Below are 25,746 nucleotides of genomic sequence, written 5' to 3' on the forward strand. Positions count from 1 at the left end.
GATGATGTCTTCAAAGATCATAAGAATGATCTGCGGGGGCCTCGTCCATGACCCGCCCTGCTCCCTTCTCTCTCCGCCTTACACCAGAAGAACGTCAGCAGCTTGAAGCTCAAGCTGGGGGCATGCCGTTGGCGTCCTATATCAAGTCCGTGGTTTTGGCCGACGAAGCTCCTAAATACCGTAGTCGGCGGAAACCAGCTGTTGCGGAGCAACAGCTACTTGCTGAAGTGCTGGCACGCCTCGGTCAAACACGGCACGCTAACAACCTCAACCAGATCGCCAAACATCTGAACCTCGGCACGTTGGTTATTGATCCTGAGCTGGAAGACGATCTCAAACGCGCCGTGGCTGCGGTGGAATGGGCACTGACCAATTGAGGGAACTGAAGCGGCTTCAGAAAGAGAACGAGCGGCTTCGCAAAGCTGTTTCTGATCTGACGCTGGACAAGCTGATCTTGGCGGAAGCCGCGAAGGGAAACTTCTGAGCCCCGCTCGTCGCCGTGCTTGCATTGATCGCGTTTGTGGTGAGTTGAATGTCTCGGAACGCCGCGCGTGCCGCGTTCTGAGACAACACCGATCCACGCAGCGCAGGGTGCCAGTTGGCCGCCTGGATGAAGAACGATTGGTGGCCGACATGATCGAGCTGACCCGGCAATATGGCCGCCATGGCTAGCCGAACGCACGATCCGTCCACTGCCCGGCAGGGCATTCCTGGACCGCACGTCCCGGGTGGCCGACAGCCAGATCTGCGCGGGCACGCCATCAAGCTCATGGTCGATGGCGGGAACAGTGAACCAGTCGCTGCCAAGCCGCACTTCGATGGCGCCGATGTCCTTGGGGTGCCAGCGCACGTCGACATCGCATTTGTCCTTGCGCAGCATCCAGTCGGCCAGCCGTTCCGAATGGTAGCGGACGCCAAGAACGGTCAGGCCTTCTTTGCTGATAACGCGCGTCATCCGGTGGCCGAAGACGAGCCGGCTGCGGCGCATGTCCGGAGACGGCCGGACGCCCCATTTCCCCATCAAACGGCACCAGGTCTCGGCGGGCGTCTTGCCGTCCAAACCACGGTGCGGAGTGTTGTGGTAGATGTCTACAACCCAGCGCACCAGAACGAAGGTCAGGTCGTCGAAGGTCAGAGCTGCACGCTCTTCCGGCTTTGCGTCCCCCTTGCTGACGACGTCGGAAAACGTGCGGCCGGACAGGCGGGGCAGCAGGTCCAAGGCGACAGTGTTGAACACACGCTCAATGGTGCCGCGGACTTCCGGGCAGCCGGCGATCGCAAGCTCCTTGGTGATCCCAAGATCGGCACAGGCGAAGCGGAAGGCCTGCGACTTGAACGCAATTCCGCAGTCCGTGACGATCAGTTCCGGAATACCATACATGTCCCAATGACCGAGTGCGCCAACCAGATCAGCCCATTGGCCTTTGTTGGACACGACCATCTGGAGCACCTGTACCGCGGCCCGCGCTTTCGGCGCCGTGGAAATGACCATCCCCACGATGCAGCGGGTGGTGCAGCAGATCGCCACCGTCAGCGTCCAGCGCTTCGTGGTCTTGTCCAGGCCGAGCTGGAGGCGTTCCTCTTCAGTGAACAGGTCGATGAGCCCGCTGGAATGCATCAGCGTCATCAGATCGATTTCCCATTCATCGATCTCGACCCGCTGAAGCGGGCGGGTCAGGTTGAGCCCGTTCAGAACCGGCTTGAACTTTTTGCGGGCAGCCGCTTCGCCGTAGCGGGCCGTGATCACCGCAAACGGGTCGAGCGCCCGGATCGCACGGCGTGTGGTTTCCCGGCTGGGCACTTTGAGGGAAGGCAGCCCGCGTTCTTTCCGCTCGGCATTCCGGTCCTCAAAGGCGATCTGAACATTTTCGTGGATCGTCTTGATGGTTGGCCTCTCAAGGCTCATGTAGCCGCGCACTTCCTTCATCAGCAGACCGACTTCTTCCGGTCCAAGAACCCGGTTGCGGTTCCCGCGCAAATGCATCGCGTCCAGCAAGCCTGCCTGGCCATCAAGTTCAGCAGCCTTGATCCAGTTTCGCAGCGTCCGGGGCTTTGGCGGAATCGAAATGTCCGCCGATTTTCCCGGCTCGGCCACACCCAAAGGATTGAGGTTTTCCAAGTAATCCGTTGCATAACCCTTCAAAGCTTTTTCGTTGGCTTTGATGGCGGCGTCGGTGCGGTTGATCTTCCTCTCACGCTCCATTTCGAGGAAGGCCTCGACATAGGCGCTGCGTTTTGCGACCCGGGCGTTTTGGGTCAACGGCAGAGCGGACAGAAGCCCGGTGCTGGACTGCTGCTGCCGGGCCGCCTTTTCCGGATGGAAGAAATCCGGCTCAATGCGGATACGGCCCAGCGACGACAGGCGGCTCAGTTCCTCATGCGAGAACTGATAGGCCCGGCCCGTTCCATCCTCCATTTTCAGCGTTTTCCCAGCTTCATTCTCGAAGAGGAAGCTGTAAGACACCTCGTTGACGTTAATGCGGTCGAAGGCACCAATTGCGATGCGGGTTTTGCGATAGTCGTAAGACAGCTCCATCATTTCCATCAGACCTGCTCCTTCCTGAGGACCTGCGATTTCGGGGAGATATGCTCGTAGCTGACGTGCTGGATGACGCCGTCCTCATCGTGCCATTCAAAGCCGGCCTGTTCGCAGACCTCACCGGTCTCCGGTCCGCTGGTAACTCCGAACAGGGACCATTCCTCTTCATTGAAAAAGTCGATGCGGCCGCTGGAATCCATCAGCGTCATCAGATCGATTTCCCAGTCATCGATCTCAATCCGCTGGAGCGGATGGTGCAGCTCCAGCACGTTCAGAACCGGCTGGAACGCCGCGTGTGCGGCTGCATTGTGATAGTCGCAGGACAGCTTCATCAGACCTGCTCCCTTTTGAAGACCTGGGATTTCTGGGAAATGCGCTCGTGGCTGACGAGCTGAAGATGGCGGGACCGGATCAGCCGGATCAGCGCCCGGAAGCCCATGGCGCCGCAGCCGGCACGATCCCTGAGTGCCTCCAGAGTTTCGATGCCCTGCATGTCCCGAACGGCATTGCGCGCCGCGTCATCGGCCTCCGGATCCTCCTCGCGAACGGAATGAAGCAGTTCGGCATTGAACAGCTCGACGGGGTCCAGGTCCTCTTCCGTCAGCAGGCGGACGTCGGCAACGAAGCCTGCTTTCCGCGCCTGATCCGAGATCCGGCACATCTCCTCGAAGAACGCGTCGCTCACGCCGTACGTAGGCCGCACGGAATAGGCGATAACCGCTCCATCGGTCTGCACCACCACGAAGTCGAAGTAGTGGGGGTGGAGCTCGCCGTCCGCATCGTGCCATTCAAAGCTAACCTGCTCGTAGATCTCGCCGGTTTCCGGCCGGGCGGCCAAGCAAAGGCAGAACTGCAGCTCGTGATGGCTTTCGAGTTGGACAATGCGTCCAGGACCATCGCCCAGGACGGCGTGGCCGGTGAAGTGCCCCTTGGAGGCCGCCGCGACATCGCGGTTGGCAAGGCTGGGTTCAGGAAGCCGGATGCCTCCCTGCTGAAAAGGATAGGACATTGATGTGTCTCACAGTTGAGTGGCCCACGGCCCGGAACTGGGCAGCGGTGATCGCTCTCGGCCGGCACCAGGCACAGCTCTTCCGGCGCTCCGCCCCGGTGAAAACCGAATGCGAAACCTGAAAACTGGCCGGTACAGCGCGTGCTCCATCGGTCCCGGGCGCAAGGCGTCCAGGCCGGATGCAGCTGTATTGGTGAGGCAGTCGCCGTCCTTGAAATCCGGAGCCGGATTTGCTATTGAACTGTTGCTAGACAGGTGGACTTTGATCTGCCTTATGAACGCGCTCGTTTCTTTGCCGAGGTTCGGGCGCTTTCATTTTGAAGGGGTCATTTCTTCATTGGCGTTTCTCCTCGTTCAATCAGTTTCAAATCACGCCGGAGCCTGAGCGAAAATCCCAGTACCGGGCACCCGGAGACGATAACAACCTGATCGCCTTCCGAGAAGGATTTTTGTTTTTTTGATTCAACGTGATACAACGCAAATCAAAGTTCCGTTTTCACTCCCGGCCGCTAGATCAGGACCTTACAAATTGTGCCTGCGCCAAATTGTGACACAAGTTTCAGCAGTCCTTGCGGCCGGGCAGAAATCCGAAAAAGAAAAGGCCGCTGCGTGTTTTCGCAAATTACTCAAAAAAACCTGCCAGCCTACGGCCAAAACTACGGGAGCTTTTAGCCTGCAGCCAGAACCGATTCGCCGTTGCAAACACTGACCTGCCGCCGGTTTCACCTCATTCAACGGACTATCGTGGCCAACTCTTGAAACAGTTCTTCGCGGATGACCAGCGGCTGACCCCACTTCGGTTTCCTGCAAGAATCGACCGGACACCAAGCCCTTTTCTGGCTTGATCGTATAGGCAATTTTTGAACCATCAGTCATGGTCGCAATGAAATCGAAGACATGCTTCGACTGCTTTTGGGGTTCCAACCGTAGTAGAAGCACACTTGCTCCTGAAAAGAGCTGACATTTGACTCCGTATTCAGCAAAAGCTGGTGAGACAGTTCCGGTAAGCTTTTTTGCCTGGGTGTGGGCATATTCATTTGAACCTAGCACGGCATTGGCCGAGCAATGCCCAGCTGAAGCCAGAGAAACATATTGCTCCGCCCGCGAAGACACAGGCAGTGTGATACCGTCATATTTACCCATCATTTTGATTAGCCATTTCTCTTCTCCCTTGTATCCCCTTCGAAGGTCATTGCCGGACTGAGTCACTGGTGAGAGATCAATCCGTCACAGAATTCACTGCACCTCGATAAAGAGGTGACTTATTGAACAGTGTTTTTCATTTTGCGCAGAGCGCACAACTCTTCTGTTCACGCCGGCGAAAAGAAGGCGTGTGGCTTGACTTTCGGCGTGCCGGATGGGATGAAGTAAAAATCGTGAACCAAACGATGTTAGGGGCCCATGGAAGCCAAGTTTCCAGGGCTCCTTCTTTTCCAGAGCCCAAAGATGTTTTGGTTGCAACTAGGTCATGCATCTTCTCCTCCAGAGTGCTTGTACCGGTCTGGAAAGAGATCTTTTGCCTCACAACCCAAAGCCTTAGCGATCACGCTCTCGATATGAGCCGATCTGCTCTTTCCAATCGAGACGGAGCTGACAGCAGAAGTTCCCACCCCTGCCTGACGTGCAATGTCAGCCAGATTGAGTTCGCGTAGCGCCAATTCGTAGCGAATCCGCGCATGGCGCTCGCGATCAATTACTAAATCTGCCTGTTTCATTTCCGCTCCATGATTCGATCAATATCGGTACTGCGACAATCTACTGCGAATGACAAGTCCAAGATTCTTTGTGAAGAACCCGGGTACACATTTCCCATCGACGCCAAGTAGCACCAAAATTGTGCAAAAAACCGACGGAGATTTATTTTTCGCAAAGCAGTGCCTTGCTGATCTTTCATTTTCGCACAATGCAAAAACACCAATTCCACCATCCACTCTCTCCCCTCAAGCGCACAATTATCAATGAGGGCAAGAAAAGTGACTAATTTTCAACCCTTTCAAACCTAACCAAGGTCCGCTCCGGTTACAATCTAGATTTCACCTGATGCAATTACCATGATTTTTTCGCAAATTCCGTATCGGACACATTTGCGAAAAACTTGGGGTGAAATCGAAAGCCTGAACCCTCCTCCAAAGGAAGATTTTCGGGGAAGCGTTTAGCAAATTTTTTTCATTGGCGGTTCCAAGTGCATGGCCCCCAGCCTCAGCCGCGCAAGCTTCCCGTGGTGTTCAGCGCCAAGGAAGTAGCGGCACTGCTGCGGGTCGCGCCTGGACCGGTGCTGAAGTACCGGGCGCTGCTCAGCATTTCCTATGAACTTAAGATGAGGAGTAGAGATAGTCGTCACCGGAAAAACTTAGTTGGGGCAACATTCATGTCTAGTTCTGGAAAATACTGTTGTTTCAGTTGCCCAAGTAGCGACTTCACTGTTCGGCCGATAGAACAGCCGTGCCCAAGCTGCGGACGCTCTTTCAACTATGAACTGCAGAACCCTCCGAAAGAAATTCGAGACTTTCGAATTCTCTATTCGCTCGGAAGAGGATTCTACGGGGCCACGTTCGTAGCTGAGAAAAAGGGGCCTTTCGCTAGGAAATACGTCCTAAAGGTAGTCCCGACGGCAGTCTATCAATTTTTTGGAAAAGACTTCCATGCAGAATGCCGGACCCATTCCACTACAGCACAAGGTGCGGACTTCATAGTTGATATTATCGATGCCTTTGAAGATGAAGCACAATTCGGCGATCGGTTAATGGAAATCCACGTTGCCGTTCTAGAGCATCTTGATGGCAAGCCCCTCCAGAAATACCTCAGCGCTTCTGCCAACCTGCCTCCAGCTCGAGTTGCTCAAATCTCTTGCGATTTAATCAAGATCAGCCACGAGCTAAGGAGCCGTGGTCAAAACCACAATGACTTTCACTCAGGTAACATTCTCATTGAAGAGCTTACTAAAGAACGCGCGAGAGATGGTGCCATTGATCCTTCGATTCGCGCAGTAGCAATCGATCTAGGTTCGACTTCCGGAGATCGCCGCTCAGGCGGTGGTTACAAAAGTGACCTTCATTGGATCGCTGAGCATATCCGCGCGCTTTCGAAGGGTATAGCCCAAGACTCTGATGACCTAACAGACCTTGACGCCAGGGTTTCTCTCGCCCTTCAAGACGTTGCATCAACCTTCTCTGCTCCAGTTGAAGCGCAAAGAACCCCAAACGCTGACGAGTTGATACGCTCCATTGAAAGAGCCTTTTACCGCTCGGCAGAACCGTGGCGACCTTGGCGAGAACAACTTTCGTTCCGTCGCTACGCAGAGTCGTACAATGCTCAAACACTGGCCTCTTGGCATATTCCTCAGCTTTTAGTTGACCCCAAAGGTGAGTGGCAAAAGCGGGCAAGTTCCAAGGGTCCCTTAATAGTTACAGGTATGAGAGGGTGCGGAAAAACAATGCTCTTGCGCTCATTGGAGTTTCATGCGCGAGCGCGACAGAAAACAAAGGAAACCAATCTCGAAGTAATATCTCGATTAAAGGAAGATGGGTTCGTCGGCTTTTTCGTTTCAGCGCAAGTCCTACTCGATGAAAGCAGAGATTCCTCCCTGTCAAATGAGAAGATTTTTGCTAGGTTAGCAGTTTCGTATGCTCTTGAAGCGTCCCGCGCCCTGGCTCACTTGAAAGACATAGAAGAAGAACAGGTCGAAAGGCATAGTCCCGCGATCATTTCAGAGGTCTTGCAGCAGATATTAACAGACTTCGAAATTGAAGCTCGAACAGCATCAATCGAACGCTTTGAGCATACGCTCATCAAGAAAATGTTGGAAGTTAGCCGGACGGACAGCACCTGCAAACTAGCCATGCACCCTTCCAAAGCGTTCCCGGCCTTGGCAAGGGCAATTGTGAGGTGCTCAAAGTTATGGGCTTCTTCTCGAGTTCTATTTCTTCTGGATGATGTTTCCACTCGATACTTGGCCCCAGAAAAGATTGAGGAAATTCTGTCTGCGATCATCTTCCAGAACACCGATCAATCCGTCGAATGTTCCTTTAAACTGACTTCGGAAACGCAAACGATTTTTCTATCCCTTAAGTCTCTCGGTGGCGTCGAGCAGGCGGCCCACTGGCGGGACTTTGAAACCTTTGACCTTGGTGCCGAAGTTTACCAACGTCTGAAAGGTCGCAAAGGCAAGGATTTCATTGGGAGCATTCTCGCTCAACGTTCCGAATACTTCCCTGGTCATCCTAACAGCAAGCCAATCGCTGTAATGGGGGACACAACATTAAGTAGCATTGCTGAGACGATCTGCCAATCTCAACCAAGCTCTGCCAAAAGAAAGTCCGCGTACAATGGGATATCAGCTCTAAAGGCAGTATGTGTTGGTGATATAGGGAGTGTCATTTCAATTTACGAGGACATCTTACTTAAGGGGGAAACAAAATTCCCGGTTTCTCCTGAACTGCAATCTGAAGTTTTTCAAGACCATTGCACTAGACATCTCTACGTTCTTGATCGACGCGGAAGCACCCTGAAAAGCACTGCAAAATCTTTTGCCTCGGCATCCTATCGGGCAATGGTGGACTCCTTTAAGAAAGGTGAAGCAAGAGGTCTCCGCCAGTACACGTCAATCTATGTGCGCGTTTCTGCGGGAGATGAAGAGGATCAAAGCAAGCACATTCGAGAACTAGTTGATGCCGGCGTTTTTGTGTTTCACGGGGGGACTCCCAGAAGCAAAAACCCATGACTCTGACCCAGTACAACAGTTTAAACTCGTCTTTCGAAAAATTTATGGGCTGGCAGATTTCATGCCGCTTGCGGATAGAGACCGTTTCGAACTCTCTGGAGCGGATTTAACCAGATGGCTTACAAAACCAGAAGCCGGCGCTGATCTGCTTTGTCGAAATCTTGGGGAAACACGCGAGGAAGACACAGACGAAGATAGTTCTGGAGTAGTGGGAATTGATGTTGTTGAGCAAAACAGTGATCATAGAGCGCAAAGGAGTCGCCAATCTGAGTTCAACTTCCCTTCTCCGAATATCGTCGCAGGACAACAAACTGAACTCCAAAGATTTGACCTTCCGAAAATTCAAGAGGTCTCAAACAATGAAGCTGCCAAAACTGGGCGGGGGGACTATGTCACCGGGCTTGGCTTTGAAGACTGCTGTGAGATTTCTGCAAAACAATCCATTGCAGAGCTAAAACCAAGAAAAGTTCACTGCATACAGTACGATATCGAGGGCCGGTCAAAGGAAATTTTACGGGCTGCAATGGAAGCAAACACGGATGTTGTCATGCATTCGGCCAATGAAGTTGGCTTCCTAGGCAGCGCTCCTTTTGGAAAAGGTCTTACAATTGATATAACGGGCCTATCAAAGCCGCTAATCTTTACATCGATTAAGACCGCGCTTCGCCGCCTTGGTGAGGTGATAGTTAGTTATACCGCGCCGGACTCCACGTGGCTTGACAGTGCTGATTTGGATTTGGTTCATTCCAGTAACAATCATGCCGAGAATGTTTCAGCTGCAGAGGCGTTAAAAGAGATTGTAGCGTGTGAATTTCCTCCGTATCACATTCACTCCCTTGAGAGGTTGGCAACTGACGCGACCCGCGCTAGGGCTCTTCTAGCTTTTTCATCGTCGTCTCACGAACGATTAATTCACTTGGTGTCAAATCAAAGCTTCAATCATCTCGATGTTCTTACAAGCTCCGCGAGCGTGCCAAGCGCGCACATAGCCGAAATGGTCGCCCGTGTGGCCGTGCGAGAGGCCGAAACCCATGATATTATCAAACAAGACGATGAAGTCCCTGATCAGATCCTTGCAAACATCGAGCGATCATATCACACTAAGTACTTCCTCGGAGGGATGAATTTTGAAATTGGCCTTACAGGCAGCAAGCTTGAAACTCTCGCGTCTGCAGCCTTCTGCTCAAAGTATCGCGTAAATAATGTTTGGTATGTAAGACCGAATAAATTTGACACCAATAAATTTACTACAGGCGCGGGCCAGCAACGTTACTTCAAAATCTCAATTTAACACTCGGCGATCAAATGACGCAGTCTCCATACTTAAAGAATGACAATCGACTCCCTGAAGTTATTTCGGCAATTCAGGCAATGAGTGTCTATCGGTTCTACAAACTAGATTTCGCAGGCTGGGCGGATAGAATCAGCGGTTCACGTTCGAACGCCGATCACTGGAAGCAGATTTTCATCGATCATCCAGAGTTCTTTCGCCTGGACTCGAAGAGGCAAAAGGCCTCTTTGGTTGTCAGGCGCCAACACCCAAAGAATTTCAACGTGGACACTCGTGAAGAAATCTCCAGAGGGACCCTAGTAACACTGTCTGAAGTGGAGAAGGAACGAATTTCTAGAAGCCCTCTACGGCCAGAGGAAATTTCGACGCTCATACAAACGGCGGTGGAGTTGCACTCACGTGCGCTTGATCAGTCTAAAGAGCGAAGATGGTGGCTTCCAGTGTTGACGTCTGTAATTGCAGCAGCTGCCGGCTTGGCTGGCACCCTCATAGGCGCCAACTTATCGTGAGCCACTTTTTTGGGTGGCACTCACCGCACCTGATAAGATTGTGATTGCAGCAACCGAACGGCATATGCCTCGCATGTGGTGGACAGGCAGCCGCCGAGGTTCTTCTCCCCTGGCGACAGAACACCGCAAAGCTCGGAGGACTGCGAAACTTCCTTCTGGGCCTGGACTAGTCGGCGTGCCCCGCGCCAAGCTTATTTGCTCGCGCAAGGTGCGTGTAAGAGTTCCTGATCTCATTCAGGACTTCTTGAGGGAAAGAGTCGTCAATTGTGAGTGCTGTGGCTAAGCCTGGAACAACTTCATTGGAGTAATACTCCAGAACACCCTCAATGGTGTCAGGTTTGTCTTTTTGCATAAATTTTGTTAACTTATCTTCGGTTCAGAGAAAACGAAGGCCAGCGAGCCCGCGCTGAACTTCATCGCGGGAAACCATACGCTTCTTCATAAGTTGAACACTTCCACGCACAACTACATCGGGGTCGGGAGAAGTGGAAATACGCGCCTCCTCACCGATTTCTTGAAGGAATGCGTCTGCGTCAACAACACCGTGACGCTCCAAGATCTCTGCCAATGGGTCTTTCATTTTATTCATTTCTTGTACCTTTTCATGCGGCACCAAAAGAACCGCGCCAGTTTAAACTGCGCGGTATTTGACCAGAGCTGTAACTTCAGAGAACCGACTCGTCAGGATGATCCAGTCCGGCACGGCGTGATGCAAATCTATATGCAGGCACGTCGTGCCTTCCGCCCCCTACCTATAGTGAATATTCACAAAGTCTAGTACGCCCTAGTTGGGCGTACTTGTCCAGATTTTTCTCTATTCAGAAGGAGCCCACAGGAAGCTCCAGTAGTGGTGACACCACTTCGGCACATTAACGTACTTCGCCCCCTCTTAAGTAACTCAATGCAGAACTGCCGCTCTTTCCATCGCCTCGCCGCGGTCCAACATGCGGATGACATTCCGCAGGTTCAGCTTCACATCTCCTCCAGAGAGTTCTAACGCCTCAACCACGGCCCCGACCGCCGCCTGCTTCAATTCACGCCTGCGGCCTTCACGGCGGGCAAATTCGACCAACTCGGCGACAGGAAGCGTAGACATTTTCGCTTATGATGACATATTCGAAAAGGTCGAGGCGGTATTGGATGTTCAGTGAATTGTTGCTTGTACAACTTCCGACTTGATCCGACGGTTCATAGCGTTTCGGGTGGAGGGAGAGACATTGGTCCGGCGTGCTCGTCTACCATTCTGTGTGTTGAGCGGACGGGGAAACTGCGAGCTCAATGGCGGATCCCAGCAGCCTCCATCACTTCACCCCTGGTCAGCATCCGGATCACATGCCGCAAGTTCAGCTCCGCACCGCGTCCGGCGATTTCCAACGCTTCGGCCACGGACTCGATAGACGCCTGCGTCAATCCGCGCCGACGGCCCTCACGGCGAGCAAACGCTGCCAGTTCAGACACTGAAACTGGCGGGAGGCGAACGACTTCCAGACGACTTAGCAGAGGGGCCGGTAGAGTGGCCAAGGTGTTTGAGGTCAGCACCCAGCTGATCCAAGACATGTCGAAACCCACCTGGTAAAAGGGGCACTGCCACGAAGTTGCAGAAGATGGTTCCAGGAGGGACAGCAGCCCCTCGGTCAGGCCGAAGCTGTTTCCTTTGGTCGAAGTTGCAACCCCGGCCTTTTCCACTTCGTCCACAACAACCACCGGGTTCGCAATCAGATGCTTCAGGATCGTCATCAAAGGGCGTCCTGGCTGCGCGTTGGACCAGCCTCGCTGAGAGCCCACGATACCGAACGACGCTTGCTCCGCCGTCGCCTCCACACCACAGCGGGGCACGCCAAGTGCGGTGCTTAGCTGACGGGCCCACATGCTCTTTCCAATCCCCGGCGGTCCGTCCAGCAGCACCGGAGGCAGATGGAAGCCCGCGTCTCCATTGCAGACCGAGCGCCGCATCGCCTTCCAAAGATGATCTGTCGCGGGCGCCATCCAGGGCATGTCCGCATGAATTCCGGCGGCGATTTCATCCGCCTGATGCTCTGTCTGGATCCGGATCAGATCCACACCGTTACGCAGAACCTCCAAGGCTCTTCGGTCGTCGAGTTTGAGGTGGGAGAGACCTGCGGCCGCTGCCCGCCGTTCCGCCAGCCTGCTCACCCGGCGGTCCACGCGGTCCTGACCTTCGCGCCCGAGACCGATCTGCATCAATTCGGTTTCCCACCGAAGGCGGTCATCACGATCCTCAGGGTCCGGAGGCACGATACCGCGTTCGAGCGCGCGGCGTGTTTTCAGGAACCGTTCCAGGCGCTGCCGAATTGCCCGCCGGTCTTTGTCGGCATTGTGGAACTCTGCTTCGATGAACTTGATCTTGGACATAGCTGGCCCTTTCCCGGCGCGCCGCACCGTCTGGCTCCCGATTGCACACGGTGCGTTCGGGGAAATGAAGGAAAGAACCTGGCCAGGTTTGAGCTTCAGTCCTGCTCAATACGGCCATTTCAGTCAACAGGTGGCGCTGATCTGCGGAGGGGAAACAGATCCCTTCAGCGTGCAGAAGGCAGAGATCACATAAGTCATTGTTTTAAAAGAAAACCACCGACCGAAGATCGGCCGGTGGCAATTAACCTCGTGTCGGAATGGCAGAAAACCCCCATCAATGGCAGTTATTTCTTGGGTCCGACAAGACAGAACCCCCAGCCCCCCTCAGCCGCACTTCGAATGACCGCAGCTGCGGCAGGTCATGCAGCCTTCGACCATCTGCATGTCGAACTGGCCGCAGCTCGGGCAGGCTTTGCCGCGCGGGGCGTTCAGGTTTACCACTTGCGCCTGCGGGTCGGATTTCAGCCCCATTCCCTCGCCTTCCAGAAAGCCGGTCTTGACCATATGCGTTTCGATCACGCCGCCAATCGCCGCCAGGATCGACGGGATATACTTGCCCTGAACCCAGGCGCCGCCGCGCGGGTCGAACACCGCTTTCAACTCCTCGACCACAAAGGACACATCACCGCCGCGGCGGAACACGGCTGAGATCATCCGGGTCAGCGCCAGCGTCCAGGCATAATGCTCCATGTTCTTGGAGTTGATAAACACCTCGAACGGACGGCGGTGGTGGTTGATGATGATGTCGTTGATGGTCAGATAGATCGCGTGCTCGCTGTCCGGCCACTTCAGCTTGTAGGTATGGCCCTCCAGCGACTGCGGGCGGTCCAGCGGTTCGGACATGTAGACCACTTCGGCACTATCGCTCTCATGCGGTGCCTGGGCGGTCTCGCCCGGCGCGGTGTCGGCGCTTTCGCTGACCGACAGAACCGAGCCGGTCACGTCATTCGGACGGTAAGTGGTGCAGCCTTTGCAGCCCTGATCCCAGGCCTGCATGTAAACGTCCTTGAAGTCATCGAACGAGATGTCTTCCGGGCAGTTGATAGTCTTAGAGATCGACGAGTCGATCCATTTCTGCGCCGCCGCCTGCATCTTGACATGGGCCGCGGGCGGCAGGGTCTGGGCGTTGACGAAGTAACCGGGCAGTTTGGCATCGGCGCCGAATTTCTCGCGGTACATCTGCACTGCGTAATCGACCACTTCCTCTTCTGTGCGCGACCCGTCCTTCTGCAGCACCTTGCGGGTGTATGCATAGGCAAACACCGGCTCAATGCCCGAGGACACATTGCCGGCATACAGCGAAATGGTGCCGGTCGGCGCGATGGAGGTCAGCAGTGCGTTGCGGATGCCGTGCTCGCGGATTGCGTCGCGCACGTCCGCGTCCATGTTCAGCATATTGCCGGAGCTGAGGTACGCCTCGGCATCGAACAGCGGGAAGGCGCCCTTCTCCTTGGCCAAATCCACCGACGCCAGATACGCGGCGCGGGCAATGCTATGCAGCCATTCGTCGGTCTGACGCGCCGCTTCGTCCGAACCATACTCCAGACCAAGCATCAAGAGTGCATCGGCCAGGCCCGTGACGCCAAGGCCGATCCGGCGCTTGTTCTTGGCTTCCTGCGCCTGCGCCTCCAGCGGGAATTTGGAGACATCGACCACATTGTCCATCATCCGCACCGCGGTGGCGACCAGCTCCTGCATCGCCTCCTGGTCCAGATGCGCGTCTTTTTCAAACGGATTGGCCACCAGCCGCGCCATGTTGACCGAGCCCAAAAGGCACGCACCATAGGGCGGCAGCGGCTGCTCGCCGCAGGGGTTGGTGGCGCAGATGTTTTCGATATAGGAAAGGTTGTTGGCCTTGTTGATCCGGTCGATGAAGATCACGCCGGGTTCGGCATAATCATAGGTCGCCTGCATGATCTTGTTCCACAGATCGCGCGCCTGCACGGTGTGGTAGACCTTGCCGTCAAACACCAGTTCCCAGGACCCGTCGGCCTTGACCGCATCCATGAAAGCATCGGTGATCAGCACCGACATATTGAACATGCGCAGGCGGGCAGAATCGGATTTGGCAGTGATGAAAGCCTCAACATCCGGATGGTCGCAGCGCATGGTGGCCATCATCGCGCCGCGGCGCGAGCCCGCCGACATGATGGTGCGGCACATCGCATCCCACACATCCATGAACGACAACGGGCCGGAGGCATCCGCCGCCACGCCCTTCACATCCGCGCCGCGCGGCCGGATGGTTGAGAAGTCATAGCCGATACCGCCGCCCTGCTGCATGGTCAGCGCCGCCTCTTTCAGCATGTCGAAAATCCCCGACATGCTGTCCGGCACGGTGCCCATCACAAAGCAGTTGAACAGGGTCACTTGGCGTGCGGTGCCTGCACCTGCGGTAATCCGGCCGGCCGGCAGGTATTTAAAGTCTTCCAGCGCGGCAAAGAACTTCTCCTCCCAGGCATCCGGCGATTTTTCCGCCCGCGCCAAATCGCGCGCGATGCGCCGCCAGCTGTCCTCGACGGTGACGTCGATCGGCGTGCCATCGGCCTGCTTGAAACGGTATTTCATATCCCAGATTTGCTCGGCGATGGGGGCGGCGAAGCGGCTCATATGGCGAATCCTTTGAGTCGTGTGGCAGCACGAATGCAGCTTGAATGGCGGCTTCGATACTACAGGCAAGACAGATTTCTCAACGCTGAAAACGTACATCGCTGAGAATTTATTACCGAGTGTACCACAAGACCTTGCTAGCACCAAACTCCGAACTACTATATAAAGGTGCCGCTCTGGACGACTCTGTGGGGAACCTGTGGATAAATGCGTGAACCTTGTGAAGCTTTCGGTTGGCACCGAAAGCGTCGAAAGCCTGATGGCCTGGCAGGAGATGCGCCGCCGCGAACTGCCAGAAGGCCTGCCACGCCACGTCACCCGCATGTGGCCCAAGCGCGAGGCGGAGATCCTCAACGGCGGCTCGATCTATTGGGTGATCAAGGGGCTGATCCAATGCCGCCAGCGCGTGCTGCGCATGGATGAGGTCATCGGCGAAGACGGCATCCGCCGCTGCGCCATCATTCTGGAACCGGAATTGCACCGCACCCACACTGCGCCGAAACGCCCGTTCCAGGGCTGGCGCTATCTGAAAACCGAAGACTCCCCCGCCGACCTGCCTGCCGGCAAAAGCCAAGAAGAGCCGCTGCCGCTGGAACTCTCGCAGGCACTGGCGGAAATCGGAGTGATCTGAGGCTTTCCGCACCCCCCCGCGGCGTGCCTCGCCAGCGCCGGGCGTCAGCCCGGCGCCCGGCCCAACCGGAACGGCGGTATCTTGGATGCCGCTGCTCCGGGCGGGAGAACACTGGCTCACGGACCGCTTTGGGTTCAAAAAAGAGGATCTCCCGCCCCCATTGCAGGCATCAAAGATGCCCGAATGGCGTTGGGCGCAGCCCGCGCTTGCGCGCGGGCGGTCCCGTCTATCGCTGGTGTTCCAGCAGATCCAGCAGCGTGTTCAGCGCCGCCTTCTCATCCAGCCCGTATTTCGCCACCCGGCTGCGCCACAGCGTCGCCTGGGACTTCAGCACCAGCCCGCCCGCCAGCAGCTTCAGGTGATTGGCCCGCAGCGTCTCGCCGGTCGAGGTAATGTCGGCCACCATCTCGGCGGTCTCGTTCTTCACCGTGCCCTCAGTCGCGCCCTGGCTGTCCACCAGCTGGTAATCCGCCACCCCGGCATCGGTCAGGAATTCCCGCACCAGCCGGTGGTATTTGGTGGCAATCCGCAACCGGTGCCCATGCTCGGTGCGAAAGGCAGACGCCACCGCATCCAGGTCATCCAGCGTGTCCACATCAATCCAGAACTGCGGCACCGCCAGGATCAGGTCGGCATGGCCAAAGCCCAGTTCGGCCAGGCTCTCTAGCTGCTGCTCGAACCGCGGCAGCTTCTCCTGCACCAGATCGGTGCCGGTGACGCCCAGGTGGATCCGCCCCGCCGCCAGCTCGCGCGGGATTTCCCCCGCCGACAGCAGCACCAGCTCCATGTTCGCAACACCCTCGACCGCGCCGGCATATTCCCGGTCGGACCCGGTGCGCGCCAATGTCACGCCGCGTTTGGCGAACCAGTCGAATGTCTTCTCCATCAGCCGCCCCTTGGACGGCACCCCCAGCTTCAAACTCATGCGCGCACCTCCTCAAGCTGCAGCATCAGGTCCGGGCGCAGCACACCGCCGACCGCCGGGATTTCCTCGCCCCCGCCCAGCCGCCGGGTCAGCGCATCATAGCGCCCGCCGCTGGCGATCGGCGGCAAATCAGGCCGCGCCTCGGCATAAAAGCCGAACACGAACCCGTCGTAATACTCCATCGAGGTGCGCCCGTAAGAGGCCTCGAAATCGAGGGCTTCCACATCCACTCCGCGCGCCTTCATCGCCGCGGTGCGTTCATCCAGGCGGTCCAGCGCCAGATTGATCTGCGGCAGGTCCACCGCGATGTCGCGCATCTGCTCTACCGCGTAGGGTACCGTTTCACGTACCGCCATCAGCGCTTCCAGCGCCAGCAGCTCATTCTCGGCAATCGGCGGCGCCTTGGCATCTTCGCGCAGCGCTTCAACCCGCGCCTGCACCTCTGCCGCGCGGCGTTTGCCAAGCTCCACCGCCGACCCGGTCAGATCGCCCTCGGTCTCCAGCAGCTTCTTGCGGTTCTCCGGGACCGATGCCCGGCCCGCGAACCGGTCCAGCAACGCCCGGAACCGGCGCGGCCGCCAGATATGGCGCATCAGCGCCGCCTTGCGCTTTTCCGTGGTTTTCAGCCCTTGCACGGCGGCCATCAGAATGCCGATATCGCCGGTTGCCGCCCGCAAAGGCAGCCCGCGCACCTGCAGCGCAAACAGCGCAAACACCTCCGCATCCGCTGCCGCCGCATCGTTGCGCTCAAACACCTCATAGCCGACTTGCAGGTATTCGTTGGGCCGGTCAGGGTCGACCTCCTGCCGCCGAAACACCTCGCCTGAATAGGTGTAGCGCGCAGGCTCCGCCCCGTGGCGCATATGCGCCTCCACCACCGGTACAGTGAAATCCGGGCGCAGCATCTGCTCGCCGTGTAGCGCATCTGACGTCACATAGGCGCGCGCCCGGATGTCCTCGCCGTAAAGATCCAGCAACGTGCCGGCCGGTTGCAGCAGCGGCGTGTCCACCACCTGCGCGCCTGCGGCCTCAAAGCGGACCCGCAGCATTGCAGCGCGGGCCTGAATTTGCGATTGAGCCGCCATGATCAGCCCTGCCCGTCCAGAATTTCCCGCACCTTGGCGGCCAGTTCCGTGCGCGGCACTTCAAACTGGCTCGGACGCTCCTTCCACTCTTCCAGGGTCGCGCTCTCGGCGATCTTGGCACCCAGGATCAAGTCCTTGATCTGCACCACGCCATTGGCTTTTTCATCACCGCCTTCGATCACGGCCACAGGCGAATTCCGCTTATCCGCATATTTCAACTGGTTGCCGAAATTCTTGGGATTGCCCAGGTAAACCTCGGCCCGGATGCCCGCGTTGCGCAGCTCAGCAACCATGGCCTGGTAATCTGCCATCCGGGCGCGGTCCATGACGGTGACGACAACGGGGCCGGCAGCCTCCGCCGAAAGCCGCCCCTTGGCATGCAGCGCCGCCAGCAGCCGGTCAACGCCTATCGACACACCCACTGCAGGCACTTCCTGGCCCGTAAAGCGCTTGACCAGCCCGTCATAGCGCCCGCCGCCCGCAACCGATCCGAACTGCCGTTTGCGTCCCTTTTCGTCGAGGATATCAAAGGTCAGCTCCGCCTCAAACACCGGCCCGGTGTAATAGCCAAGCCCCCGCACAACCGAAGGATCAATCTCGATCCGGTCCTTGCCATAGCCGCCCGCGGCCAGCAGCTCGCCGATCTGCTCCAGCTCGGCAATACCATCCTGGCCCACCGCACTGTCGCCCACGGCAGCACGCAGGTTGGCAATGGTGCCCGCCGCCTCCGCCGCCTTGGAGGTCAGAAACGCCAGCACCGGCGCGGCCTGATCATCAGACAGGCCAACCCCGTCGATGAAGGCACCCGAAGCATCCAGCCGTCCCTTGGTCAGCAGCTCGCGCACGCCCGCCTCACCCACCTTGTCGAACTTGTCGATAGTGCGAAGAACGTTGTCACGTACAGCAGGGTCGTCACCGATCCCCATCACTTCCAGCACGCCGTTCAGAACCTTGCGGTTGTTCACCCGGACAAGATAATCGCCGCGGGGAATACCGACGGTCTCCAGCGTGTCCGACAGCATCGCGCAGATCTCAGCGTCAGCGGCCATCGAGGCGGTGCCGACGGTGTCCGCGTCACACTGATAAAACTGGCGGAAGCGGCCCGGTCCCGGCTTTTCGTTACGCCAGACCGGCCCCATCGCATAGCGGCGGTACGGTGTCGGCAGATCATTGCGGTGCTGGGCATAGACCCGCGCCAAGGGCGCCGTCAGGTCATAGCGCAGCGCCATCCAGTCACCGTTTCCATCATCCTCGGTCTCCTGCCAGGCAAACACACCCTCGTTGGGGCGGTCCACATCGGGCAAGAACTTGCCCAGCGCCTCAACGGTTTCCACCGCCGCGGACTCCAGCGCCTCAAACCCGTAATGATGATACACACCCGCAATAGCCCGCAGCATCTCGCTGCGCTGGGTCACCTCCGCACCGAAATAGTCACGGAACCCCTTGGGCGTTTGTGCCTTGGGGCGGGGCTGTTTCTTCACTTTGGCCATGTTCGGCCTCCTCACGGGTAGCGGTTTCACTTGCCCGGCGGTCTAGCGGATGCCAGCCGCAACAGCAAGAAGGAGCCGGGCACACACAGGGACGCAGGAATCCAACGGCCATAGCGCCGCGCCGCCTTCTTCTGACGGAAAATATCCCCGCCGGAGGCCCGCGGGTTTTCCACCAGCAAACCCGCGTCAGCAACAGCCGCCCCATGGACCGGCATTGTTGCAGAACTCGCTCTTGAGGCCTGGCTCCCCCTTTCCCCTCCGAACTTAGGCGACGCGGATAATCTCAGCGGTGCCGAGTGCGTTGAAGCGGTTGATGAGTGCGATGCGGATATGGATCTCGGCGGTTTGGCGGTCGGGGTCTCTTGCGGCAATGCGCTCGCCGAATGCCTTTAAGCAGCGCATCTTTGCCTCGATCCGGCTTCGGACGTGGTATCCTGTCCAGCGCTTCCAGAAGGCTCGACCGTAGTGTCGGGTGGCTCGCAGAGTTTCGTTTCTGACCTGCGCAGCCGGACAATCTTCTTTCCACAACCGGCCATTCTTGCGGATCGGGATGATCGGGGCCGCGTCGCGTTCGAGGATCGCGGCATGGCAGCGTCGCGTGTCATAGGCACCATCGGCGATCACGGTGCCGATGTCTTCGTCCTCGGGGAACTGACCCAACAAGTCCGGTAAGACCGGGCTGTCCACTGCCCGGCAGTGGTTTGCGCAGCATAACCACGAGAGGGGCCGTCGCGGCTGGGGGTGAATTCGACGGCACGGATGTCAGACGTGGCAGCATCCATCGCAAGATGAACCTTGCGCCCCTCTCATTGATTGCTCTGCAATCAACTGCCGGGCAGCCATTGGCGCCGCCCCTGAACGCCGTGCTTGCGGGCCTGCCACTCACCATCGCCAAGGAACTTGATCCCGGTGCTGTCCACAAGCAGGTTCAGCGGCCCATCGGCGCGGCGATATGGGATCTGGACGGCCAGCGTTCTATGGGCTTACGCGGCCCCACTGGGGCCACGGTCCCATCTCACTCTGTCGGCGGCACAGCGTAGAGAAATCCGGAACGGGCCAGTCCAGACCCGCCAGGTGCAAAAGGCTGGTGACCATCCCGACGGTCTGCCGGAGAGGCAGCTTGAACAGAACCTTGATCGACAGGCAGAACTGGATTGCCGCATCCGAGAAAACCGCAGGGCGACCGGGGCTGCCATCATGCGGCGCGAGCCAGGTCATCTCTTCGTCCAACCAGATCAGAAGCGACCCGTGCTTTCTGAGCGCATCGTTGTAGCTGGACCAATTCGTCGTACGGTAGCGGGCAGGTGCGGGCTTGCTCATCTGCCCCGTCTAACCGCATGGATTCGTGATGTGAATCCTTAGAACTCAGAGCTCTGCAACAAGCCCCATGGACCCAGGCAGGCAATGGCCCTATGACAGGCCAGCCGCACACAGGAGAGCCCCATGCAGCATCTGGAAGAGCAAATCGCCCATCTGACCCGCAGCGTGGAGGAGATGAGCGACGTGATCGCCCGTCAGCAGCAGGAGATCGACACCTTGACCCGCCGCGTCGCCATGCTGATGCAGCGCGAAGCCACCCGCGAGCAGGACGGCACCGGCGGTATTGTCCTCGGCGACGAACGCCCGCCGCATTACTAAGTTGGGCCGCGCGCTGCATTCTCGAACGAGTATAGTTCAATTAGCAGGTATAACCGGTTCGTCCGGACTATGGGGACCCGGCACATGCCCGGATGGCACAACAGGTGCCGCCCCACGCACGTGCTTTTCTTGATCATCGAAGAAAATGTGAGCATCCATCGCTTGCAAAATGGGGGCTTTGCTATTGGTGCCAACAAAATGAGCTTCGTCAGCGGGTGTCCCCCATGCCCTTAGCGTATGCACGACGCGCTCATGAGCAGGTGCGTTACGAGCAGTTACGATACCAATTCGCACCTTGCTGACACCGTGTTCGTCCAAATGAATTTCACGTAATTTGGACAGCTTCTTCAGAAAACCGCCTCCAAATGGGCCAACGCTCATTGGCTTCTTAGCGTTCATTTTTTCATGTTCAAAGAACGCGTGAAGCCCTTTTTCTTTGAAGATCATGTCAGATTCAGGGCTGAAGACTACAGCGTCACCATCAAATGCAAGCCTGACCTCGTCATCTAGGTCTTTACTTTGCTCTACTTCCGGAGGACTTCCCAAGCGCGCAGCGGCAGTGCCAGCGGTAACGACTGCTTGCACATCGACTGTGTCATTCGACAAAAACAAGTCAATGCCCCAGGATTGGATAAAAGGCGCAAGGGTTCGCCCACTGGTGAAACTACCGTGTTTGATGTTCAAACCGTATTCTTTGATCGAATTAAAGGCCCGCAACGATAAGTCAGGCGAGTTCTTTGACAGCAGTATTACTTCTACATAGGGCTGATTATCGTCCTCATTCATCCCGAGTAGTTTTTCGACGACCTTAAATCCGGATCCCTTTTCGACAAGAACATCCTCACGTTCCCTCTGCAGTTCGACGTAGGCTGCCACTCCATCTTGAACGAACACTTCATGTTCAGCTTCAAGATCAAACAAAGAACGTGTCGAAATGCCCACACGCAGCGGCTGGTCTCGCAGTTCGCCACGAATATCCAAGATGTCCCCTTTGCTTCAATGCATCGCCTTCAAATTCAATCGATACACGCAAAAAGGGTTTTTACAACCTAAATCTCCCCAAATCATAGAGGCACGCTTGACGTTGCCCGTCCCTCAAATCTCCTCCACATCCAGCACCCCGTCCAGCGACTTCAGCGCCCCTTTGATCTGCGGGTTGATCGGAAACGCCTGGCCCAGATCCATCTCCACATCGCCGGGCAGGCCCGGATCCTGCAGGTACATGTAGACTTCCCCGCGCGCGGCATTGCGGGCCGCCGCCTTGGCGTCCTCCAGCACCTGCGCCACGGTGCCCACCGCAGCCGCATCGCTCAGGTAGACCCGCAGGGAACTGCGGCCGGCATCGGCGATCGCCGAATCCACCGGACCAACCGAGCGCACCAGCAGTTTAAGCTGATCGCTCTCCATCGTCGCCTCGGCGGTGATCACCACCTTGGCGCCGGTCTCCAGGAACTCGCGGGATTTCTCCAGCACTTCGGAAAACAGCGTCACCTCAAAGGCACCGGAGGGGTCCGACAGCTGGGCAAAGGCAAAGCGGTTGCCGCGGGCAGATTTACGCTCCTGCCGCCCGGCCACCACGCCCGCCATCTTGGCCATGAACGGGCCGCGCTCGGCCTTTGCCGTCACTTCGTCCAGAGTCATGACATCCTTGCGTTTCAGCGCCGGCATGTAGTCGTCCAACGGATGGCCCGACAGGTAGAACCCGATCGCCTTGAATTCCTCGCTCAGCCGCTCGGCCGGCAGCCAGTCCGGCACGCTCGGCAGGCGTGGTTCGGGCAGATCCTCGCCCGCCTCGCCGAACAGCGACACCTGGCTGGAATTGCGCTGGTCATGCACCGCAGCGGAGTAATCCACCAACGGGCCGAGGCTTTCGAACACCCGGCGGCGGTTGGGGTCGAGCTGGTCAAACGCCCCTGCCCGCGCCAGCATCTCCAAGGGCCGCTTGCCGACGCGCTTTAAATTCACCCGGCGGGCAAAATCGAACAGGTTCACAAAAACCCGGTCATACCCGCTCTCATTGCGCGCCTCGGTGACCAATCGCATCACCTCGACACCGACGTTTTTCAGCGCGCCCAGCGCATAGACCAACTCGCCCTTGACCACATTAAACGTCGCCATCGACCGGTTCACACAGGGCGGCACGTATTTCAGCCCCAGCCCTTTCTTCACCTCTTCAAAGTAGATCGCCAGCTTATCGGTCAGATGGATATCGCAGTTCATGACGCCGCCCATGAACTCCACCGGGTGGTTCGCCTTCAGCCAGCCGGTCTGATAGCTGACCACCGCATAGGCCGCCGCGTGCGATTTGTTGAAGCCGTAGTTGGCGAATTTCTCCAGCAGATCAAAGACTTCCGAGGCCTTCTTGGCAGGCACGCCATTCTCCGCCGCACCCTTTTCAAACTTCGGGCGTTCGGCGTCCATCGCCTCCTTGATCTTTTTGCCCATTGCCCGGCGCAACAGGTCGGCGCCGCCCAGGCTGTAGCCGGCCATCACCTGGGCAATCTGCATCACCTGTTCCTGATAGACGATGATGCCTTGGGTTTCCTCCAGGATATGGTCGATCAGCGGATGCACCGACTGGATCTTCTTCAGCCCGTTCTTCACCTCGCAATAGGTCGGGATGTTCTCCATCGGGCCGGGCCGGTACAGCGCCACCAGCGCCACGATGTCCTCGATACAGGTCGGCTTCATGCGCTTCAGCGCATCCATCATGCCGGTGGATTCCACCTGGAACACTGCCACCGTCTTGGCCCGGGAATAAAGGTCATAGGTGACCTTGTCGTCCAGCGGAATGGCGTTGATTTCATTCACCGCGCCCTCGGGCGGCTCGTACAATTGCGTGCCGTCCTCGCCGGTATGCAGATCGCGGCCCGACTGCTTGATCAGGTCCACTGCGTTCTGGATCACCGTCAAGGTCTTCAGACCAAGGAAGTCGAACTTCACCAGCCCGGCCTGCTCCACCCATTTCATGTTGAATTGGGTGGCCGGCATGTCGGATCGCGGATCCTGATAGAGCGGCACCAGCGCGTCCAGCGGCCGGTCGCCGATCACCACACCGGCGGCATGGGTCGAGGCATTGCGCAGCAGCCCCTCGACTTGCTGGCCATAGGTCAGCAGCCGGTCCACGACAGGTTCGTTGCGTGCCTCTTCCTTCAGCCGCGGCTCATCCACCAGCGCCTTTTCAATCGAGACGGGTTTGACCCCTTCCACCGGGATCATCTTGGACAGCCGGTCCACCTGGCCATAGGGCATCTGCAGGACCCGGCCGATGTCGCGCACCGCCGCCTTGGACAAGAGCGCTCCGAAGGTGATGATCTGCCCCACCTTGTCGCGGCCGTATTTCTGCTGCACATAGCGGATCACCTCTTCGCGGCGGTCCATGCAGAAGTCGATGTCGAAGTCGGGCATCGACACCCGTTCCGGGTTCAAAAACCGCTCAAACAGCAGCGAATAGCGCAGCGGGTCAAGGTCGGTGATGGTCAGCGCATAGGCCACCAAAGATCCCGCGCCCGAGCCCCGCCCCGGCCCCACCGGAATGCCCTGATCCTTGCCCCATTGAATAAAGTCCGCAACGATCAGGAAATAGCCAGGGAAACCCATGCCCTCAATGATGCCCAGCTCAAAATCCAGCCGTGCCTGGTATTCTTCCAAACTCACCGCGTGCGGGATCACCGCCAGACGTTTCTGCAGGCCCTCATTGGCGATGCGGCGCAGTTCTGAGACCTCATCATCGGCGAATTTGGGCAGGATCGGATCCCGCAAATAGGCCTTGAACGCGCAGCGCTTGGCGATCTCCACCGTGTTTTCAACCGCTTCGGGCAGGTCGGCAAACAGCGCCACCATTTCTTCCTGGCTTTTGAAGTAATGCTGCGCGGTCAGCCGGCGGCGCGGCTCGGACTGGTCGACATAGGCACCCTCGGCGATGCAGATCATCGCATCATGGGCCTCGTACATTTCGGTGTTGGGGAAATAAACGTCATTGGTCGCGACCAGCGGCAGCTCCATCGCATAGGCCATCTCCACATGGCCGCGCTCGGTCTGTTTTTCCGCCTCCGGCTGGCCGTGCTCGCCGGGGTGGCGCTGCAGTTCCACATACAGCCGGTCCGGAAAAATCCGCTTCAGCTGCTGCATCAGCGCCTCTGCCGCCGGCCGCTGTCCCTGCTGCAGCAACAGCCCCACCGGCCCGTCCGGCCCGCCGCTCAGGCAGATCAGCCCGGCGCTGTTGGCCTCCAGATCGTCCAATGTGACCTGCGGCAGCTGCCCGCCATTGTCCACATACAGACAGGACGACAGCCGCATCAGGCCCTCATACCCTTCTTCGCTCTGCGCCAGCAGCACCAGGGGCGCGGGCAGCTTGGGCTTGCCGCCCGGCTCCGCCTGCTGAAAGGTCAGATCGACCTGGCAGCCCAGGATCGGCTGGATGCCTGCACCGGACAGCGTCACCGAAAATTCCAGCGCCGAGAACATGGCATTGGTATCGGTCACAGCAATCGCCGGCATGCCGTGTTTCTTGCACAGGTCCGGCAGTTTTTTCAACCGTAGCGCGCCTTCCAGCAGGGAATACTCGGTATGGCTGCGCAGGTGAATGAATCGGGGAGAGCTTGTCATGCCGCCACGCTATCTTATTGCCGCAGCACGGTGAAAGGGTGAAGTGCCGGTCCGCCTCCCGGAATAGCGAAAGGATTACCCGCCATTTTCAGGATTAGTTTGAAGCTGTTTCGCCCCGCAAAGAGAGACCCGCCCCAAACATACAGCTAAAAGGCATAAAAAATAACAGCATAGCCGCTGCATCCGCAATTTTCTTGCGCCGCGGAATACTGCAGCGCAGCAGCGGTTTTCCTTGCTTTGCCAAGGGCCTGCTCCCTAGGCTGGTATCCGCAAGCAATACACAGCCCGCCTCTCCTTCTACGCCGCATCGAAGGGAGG

The 25,746-nt window shown here is 57.6% G+C and carries 18 protein-coding genes and 3 pseudogenes; 6 read left to right on the forward strand and 15 right to left on the reverse strand.

Annotated features, from left to right (window positions below):
- The first annotated feature begins 122 nt into the window (after positions 1 to 122).
- Together K3557_RS12985 and K3557_RS12990 are read left to right on the forward strand one after the other, a co-directional pair.
- Positions 123 to 377 carry a MobC family plasmid mobilization relaxosome protein gene (locus K3557_RS12985; protein ID WP_259999635.1) on the forward strand — a complete coding sequence of 85 codons (255 nt, stop codon included), beginning with the start codon at positions 123 to 125 and terminating at the stop codon, positions 375 to 377.
- Positions 341 to 669: pseudogene (locus K3557_RS12990) on the forward strand (IS3 family transposase); the annotation flags it as partial. The gene K3557_RS12985 and the pseudogene K3557_RS12990, both read left to right, overlap by 37 nt.
- A 199-nt stretch (positions 670 to 868) precedes the next feature.
- Here the strand turns inward: K3557_RS12990 and K3557_RS20485 are convergent.
- The 5 genes and pseudogenes from K3557_RS20485 to K3557_RS13015 all read right to left on the reverse strand — a co-directional run.
- A pseudogene (locus tag K3557_RS20485) lies at positions 869 to 2,545 on the reverse strand (transposase); the annotation flags it as partial.
- Positions 2,545 to 2,871 carry a hypothetical protein gene (locus K3557_RS13000; RefSeq protein ID WP_259994362.1) on the reverse strand — a complete coding sequence of 109 codons (327 nt, stop codon included), beginning with the start codon at positions 2,869 to 2,871 and terminating at the stop codon, positions 2,545 to 2,547. The gene K3557_RS13000 and the pseudogene K3557_RS20485, both read right to left, overlap by 1 nt.
- Entirely contained in the window at positions 2,871 to 3,548 is a 678-nt protein-coding gene (locus K3557_RS13005; protein ID WP_259994363.1) for a hypothetical protein, read from the reverse strand. Before K3557_RS13005 ends, K3557_RS13000 begins: the two co-directional genes overlap by 1 nt.
- Before the next feature lie 522 nt (positions 3,549 to 4,070).
- Positions 4,071 to 4,691 (reverse strand): hypothetical protein, encoded by a 621-nt coding sequence (locus tag K3557_RS13010; RefSeq protein ID WP_259994364.1) that lies wholly within the window; start codon positions 4,689 to 4,691, stop codon positions 4,071 to 4,073.
- 323 nt (positions 4,692 to 5,014) lie between these two features.
- The gene (locus K3557_RS13015) at positions 5,015 to 5,263 is read right to left on the reverse strand and encodes a helix-turn-helix domain-containing protein (RefSeq protein ID WP_259994365.1); all 249 of its coding nucleotides are present in this window, start codon (positions 5,261 to 5,263) and stop codon (positions 5,015 to 5,017) included.
- 467 nt (positions 5,264 to 5,730) lie between these two features.
- Here K3557_RS13015 and K3557_RS13020 point away from each other — a divergent pair, with 467 nt between their 5' ends.
- Positions 5,731 to 8,268, forward strand: a complete 2,538-nt coding sequence (locus tag K3557_RS13020) for a hypothetical protein (protein WP_259994367.1) — start codon at positions 5,731 to 5,733, stop codon at positions 8,266 to 8,268.
- A gap of 61 nt (positions 8,269 to 8,329) precedes the next feature.
- Complete coding sequence (locus K3557_RS13025) at positions 8,330 to 9,559, forward strand: hypothetical protein (RefSeq protein WP_259994369.1); 1,230 nt, start codon at positions 8,330 to 8,332, stop codon at positions 9,557 to 9,559.
- An 885-nt stretch (positions 9,560 to 10,444) separates the two neighbouring features.
- Here K3557_RS13025 and K3557_RS13030 read toward each other — a convergent pair.
- The 4 genes from K3557_RS13030 to K3557_RS13045 form a co-directional block, all read right to left on the reverse strand.
- Positions 10,445 to 10,657 (reverse strand): hypothetical protein, encoded by a 213-nt coding sequence (locus K3557_RS13030; RefSeq protein ID WP_259994371.1) that lies wholly within the window; start codon positions 10,655 to 10,657, stop codon positions 10,445 to 10,447.
- 309 nt (positions 10,658 to 10,966) lie between these two features.
- On the reverse strand, positions 10,967 to 11,164 hold the full coding sequence (locus tag K3557_RS13035; RefSeq protein WP_259994373.1) for a hypothetical protein: 198 nt from the start codon (positions 11,162 to 11,164) through the stop codon (positions 10,967 to 10,969).
- A gap of 179 nt (positions 11,165 to 11,343) precedes the next feature.
- A complete protein-coding gene (locus tag K3557_RS13040) occupies positions 11,344 to 12,441 on the reverse strand; it encodes an AAA family ATPase (RefSeq protein ID WP_259994379.1) in 1,098 nt (365 codons plus the stop codon).
- Positions 12,442 to 12,765: 324 nt separating this feature from the next.
- On the reverse strand, positions 12,766 to 15,051 hold the full coding sequence (locus tag K3557_RS13045) for an adenosylcobalamin-dependent ribonucleoside-diphosphate reductase (protein ID WP_259994381.1): 2,286 nt from the start codon (positions 15,049 to 15,051) through the stop codon (positions 12,766 to 12,768).
- A 199-nt stretch (positions 15,052 to 15,250) separates the two neighbouring features.
- On the opposite strand from K3557_RS13045, the gene K3557_RS13050 reads away from it, so the two are divergent.
- Positions 15,251 to 15,682, forward strand: coding sequence for a DUF1489 family protein (locus tag K3557_RS13050; protein ID WP_259994384.1), 432 nt, complete (start codon positions 15,251 to 15,253; stop codon positions 15,680 to 15,682).
- A gap of 226 nt (positions 15,683 to 15,908) precedes the next feature.
- Here the strand turns inward: K3557_RS13050 and hisG are convergent, their stop codons facing one another.
- The 4 genes and pseudogenes from hisG to K3557_RS13070 all read right to left on the reverse strand — a co-directional run bounded on the left by hisG (position 15,909) and on the right by K3557_RS13070 (position 20,502).
- Positions 15,909 to 16,607: an ATP phosphoribosyltransferase gene (hisG, locus tag K3557_RS13055; RefSeq protein ID WP_259994386.1), complete on the reverse strand. Its 699-nt coding sequence runs from the start codon at positions 16,605 to 16,607 to the stop codon at positions 15,909 to 15,911.
- Positions 16,604 to 17,692, reverse strand: a complete 1,089-nt coding sequence (locus K3557_RS13060; RefSeq protein WP_259990613.1) for an ATP phosphoribosyltransferase regulatory subunit — start codon at positions 17,690 to 17,692, stop codon at positions 16,604 to 16,606. Before K3557_RS13060 ends, hisG begins: the two co-directional genes overlap by 4 nt.
- A gap of 2 nt (positions 17,693 to 17,694) precedes the next feature.
- On the reverse strand, positions 17,695 to 19,182 hold the full coding sequence (hisS, locus tag K3557_RS13065; protein ID WP_259994388.1) for a histidine--tRNA ligase: 1,488 nt from the start codon (positions 19,180 to 19,182) through the stop codon (positions 17,695 to 17,697).
- A gap of 264 nt (positions 19,183 to 19,446) precedes the next feature.
- Positions 19,447 to 20,502: pseudogene (locus K3557_RS13070) on the reverse strand (IS5 family transposase).
- Between the two features lie 123 nt (positions 20,503 to 20,625).
- Between K3557_RS13070 and K3557_RS13075 the strand changes: the two are divergent.
- Positions 20,626 to 20,820 carry a SlyX family protein gene (locus K3557_RS13075; RefSeq protein WP_259994390.1) on the forward strand — a complete coding sequence of 65 codons (195 nt, stop codon included), beginning with the start codon at positions 20,626 to 20,628 and terminating at the stop codon, positions 20,818 to 20,820.
- 36 nt (positions 20,821 to 20,856) lie between these two features.
- On the opposite strand, the gene K3557_RS13080 is transcribed toward K3557_RS13075, so the two are convergent.
- Positions 20,857 to 21,801 carry a 5'-nucleotidase gene (locus tag K3557_RS13080; RefSeq protein WP_259994392.1) on the reverse strand — a complete coding sequence of 315 codons (945 nt, stop codon included), beginning with the start codon at positions 21,799 to 21,801 and terminating at the stop codon, positions 20,857 to 20,859.
- Positions 21,802 to 21,915: 114 nt separating this feature from the next.
- Entirely contained in the window at positions 21,916 to 25,428 is a 3,513-nt protein-coding gene (gene dnaE, locus K3557_RS13085; RefSeq protein ID WP_259994394.1) for a DNA polymerase III subunit alpha, read from the reverse strand.
- Positions 25,429 to 25,746 lie beyond the last annotated feature (318 nt).

Origin of the sequence: Leisingera sp. M523, assembly GCF_025141335.1 — a bacterium.
Lineage (GTDB): Bacteria > Pseudomonadota > Alphaproteobacteria > Rhodobacterales > Rhodobacteraceae > Leisingera.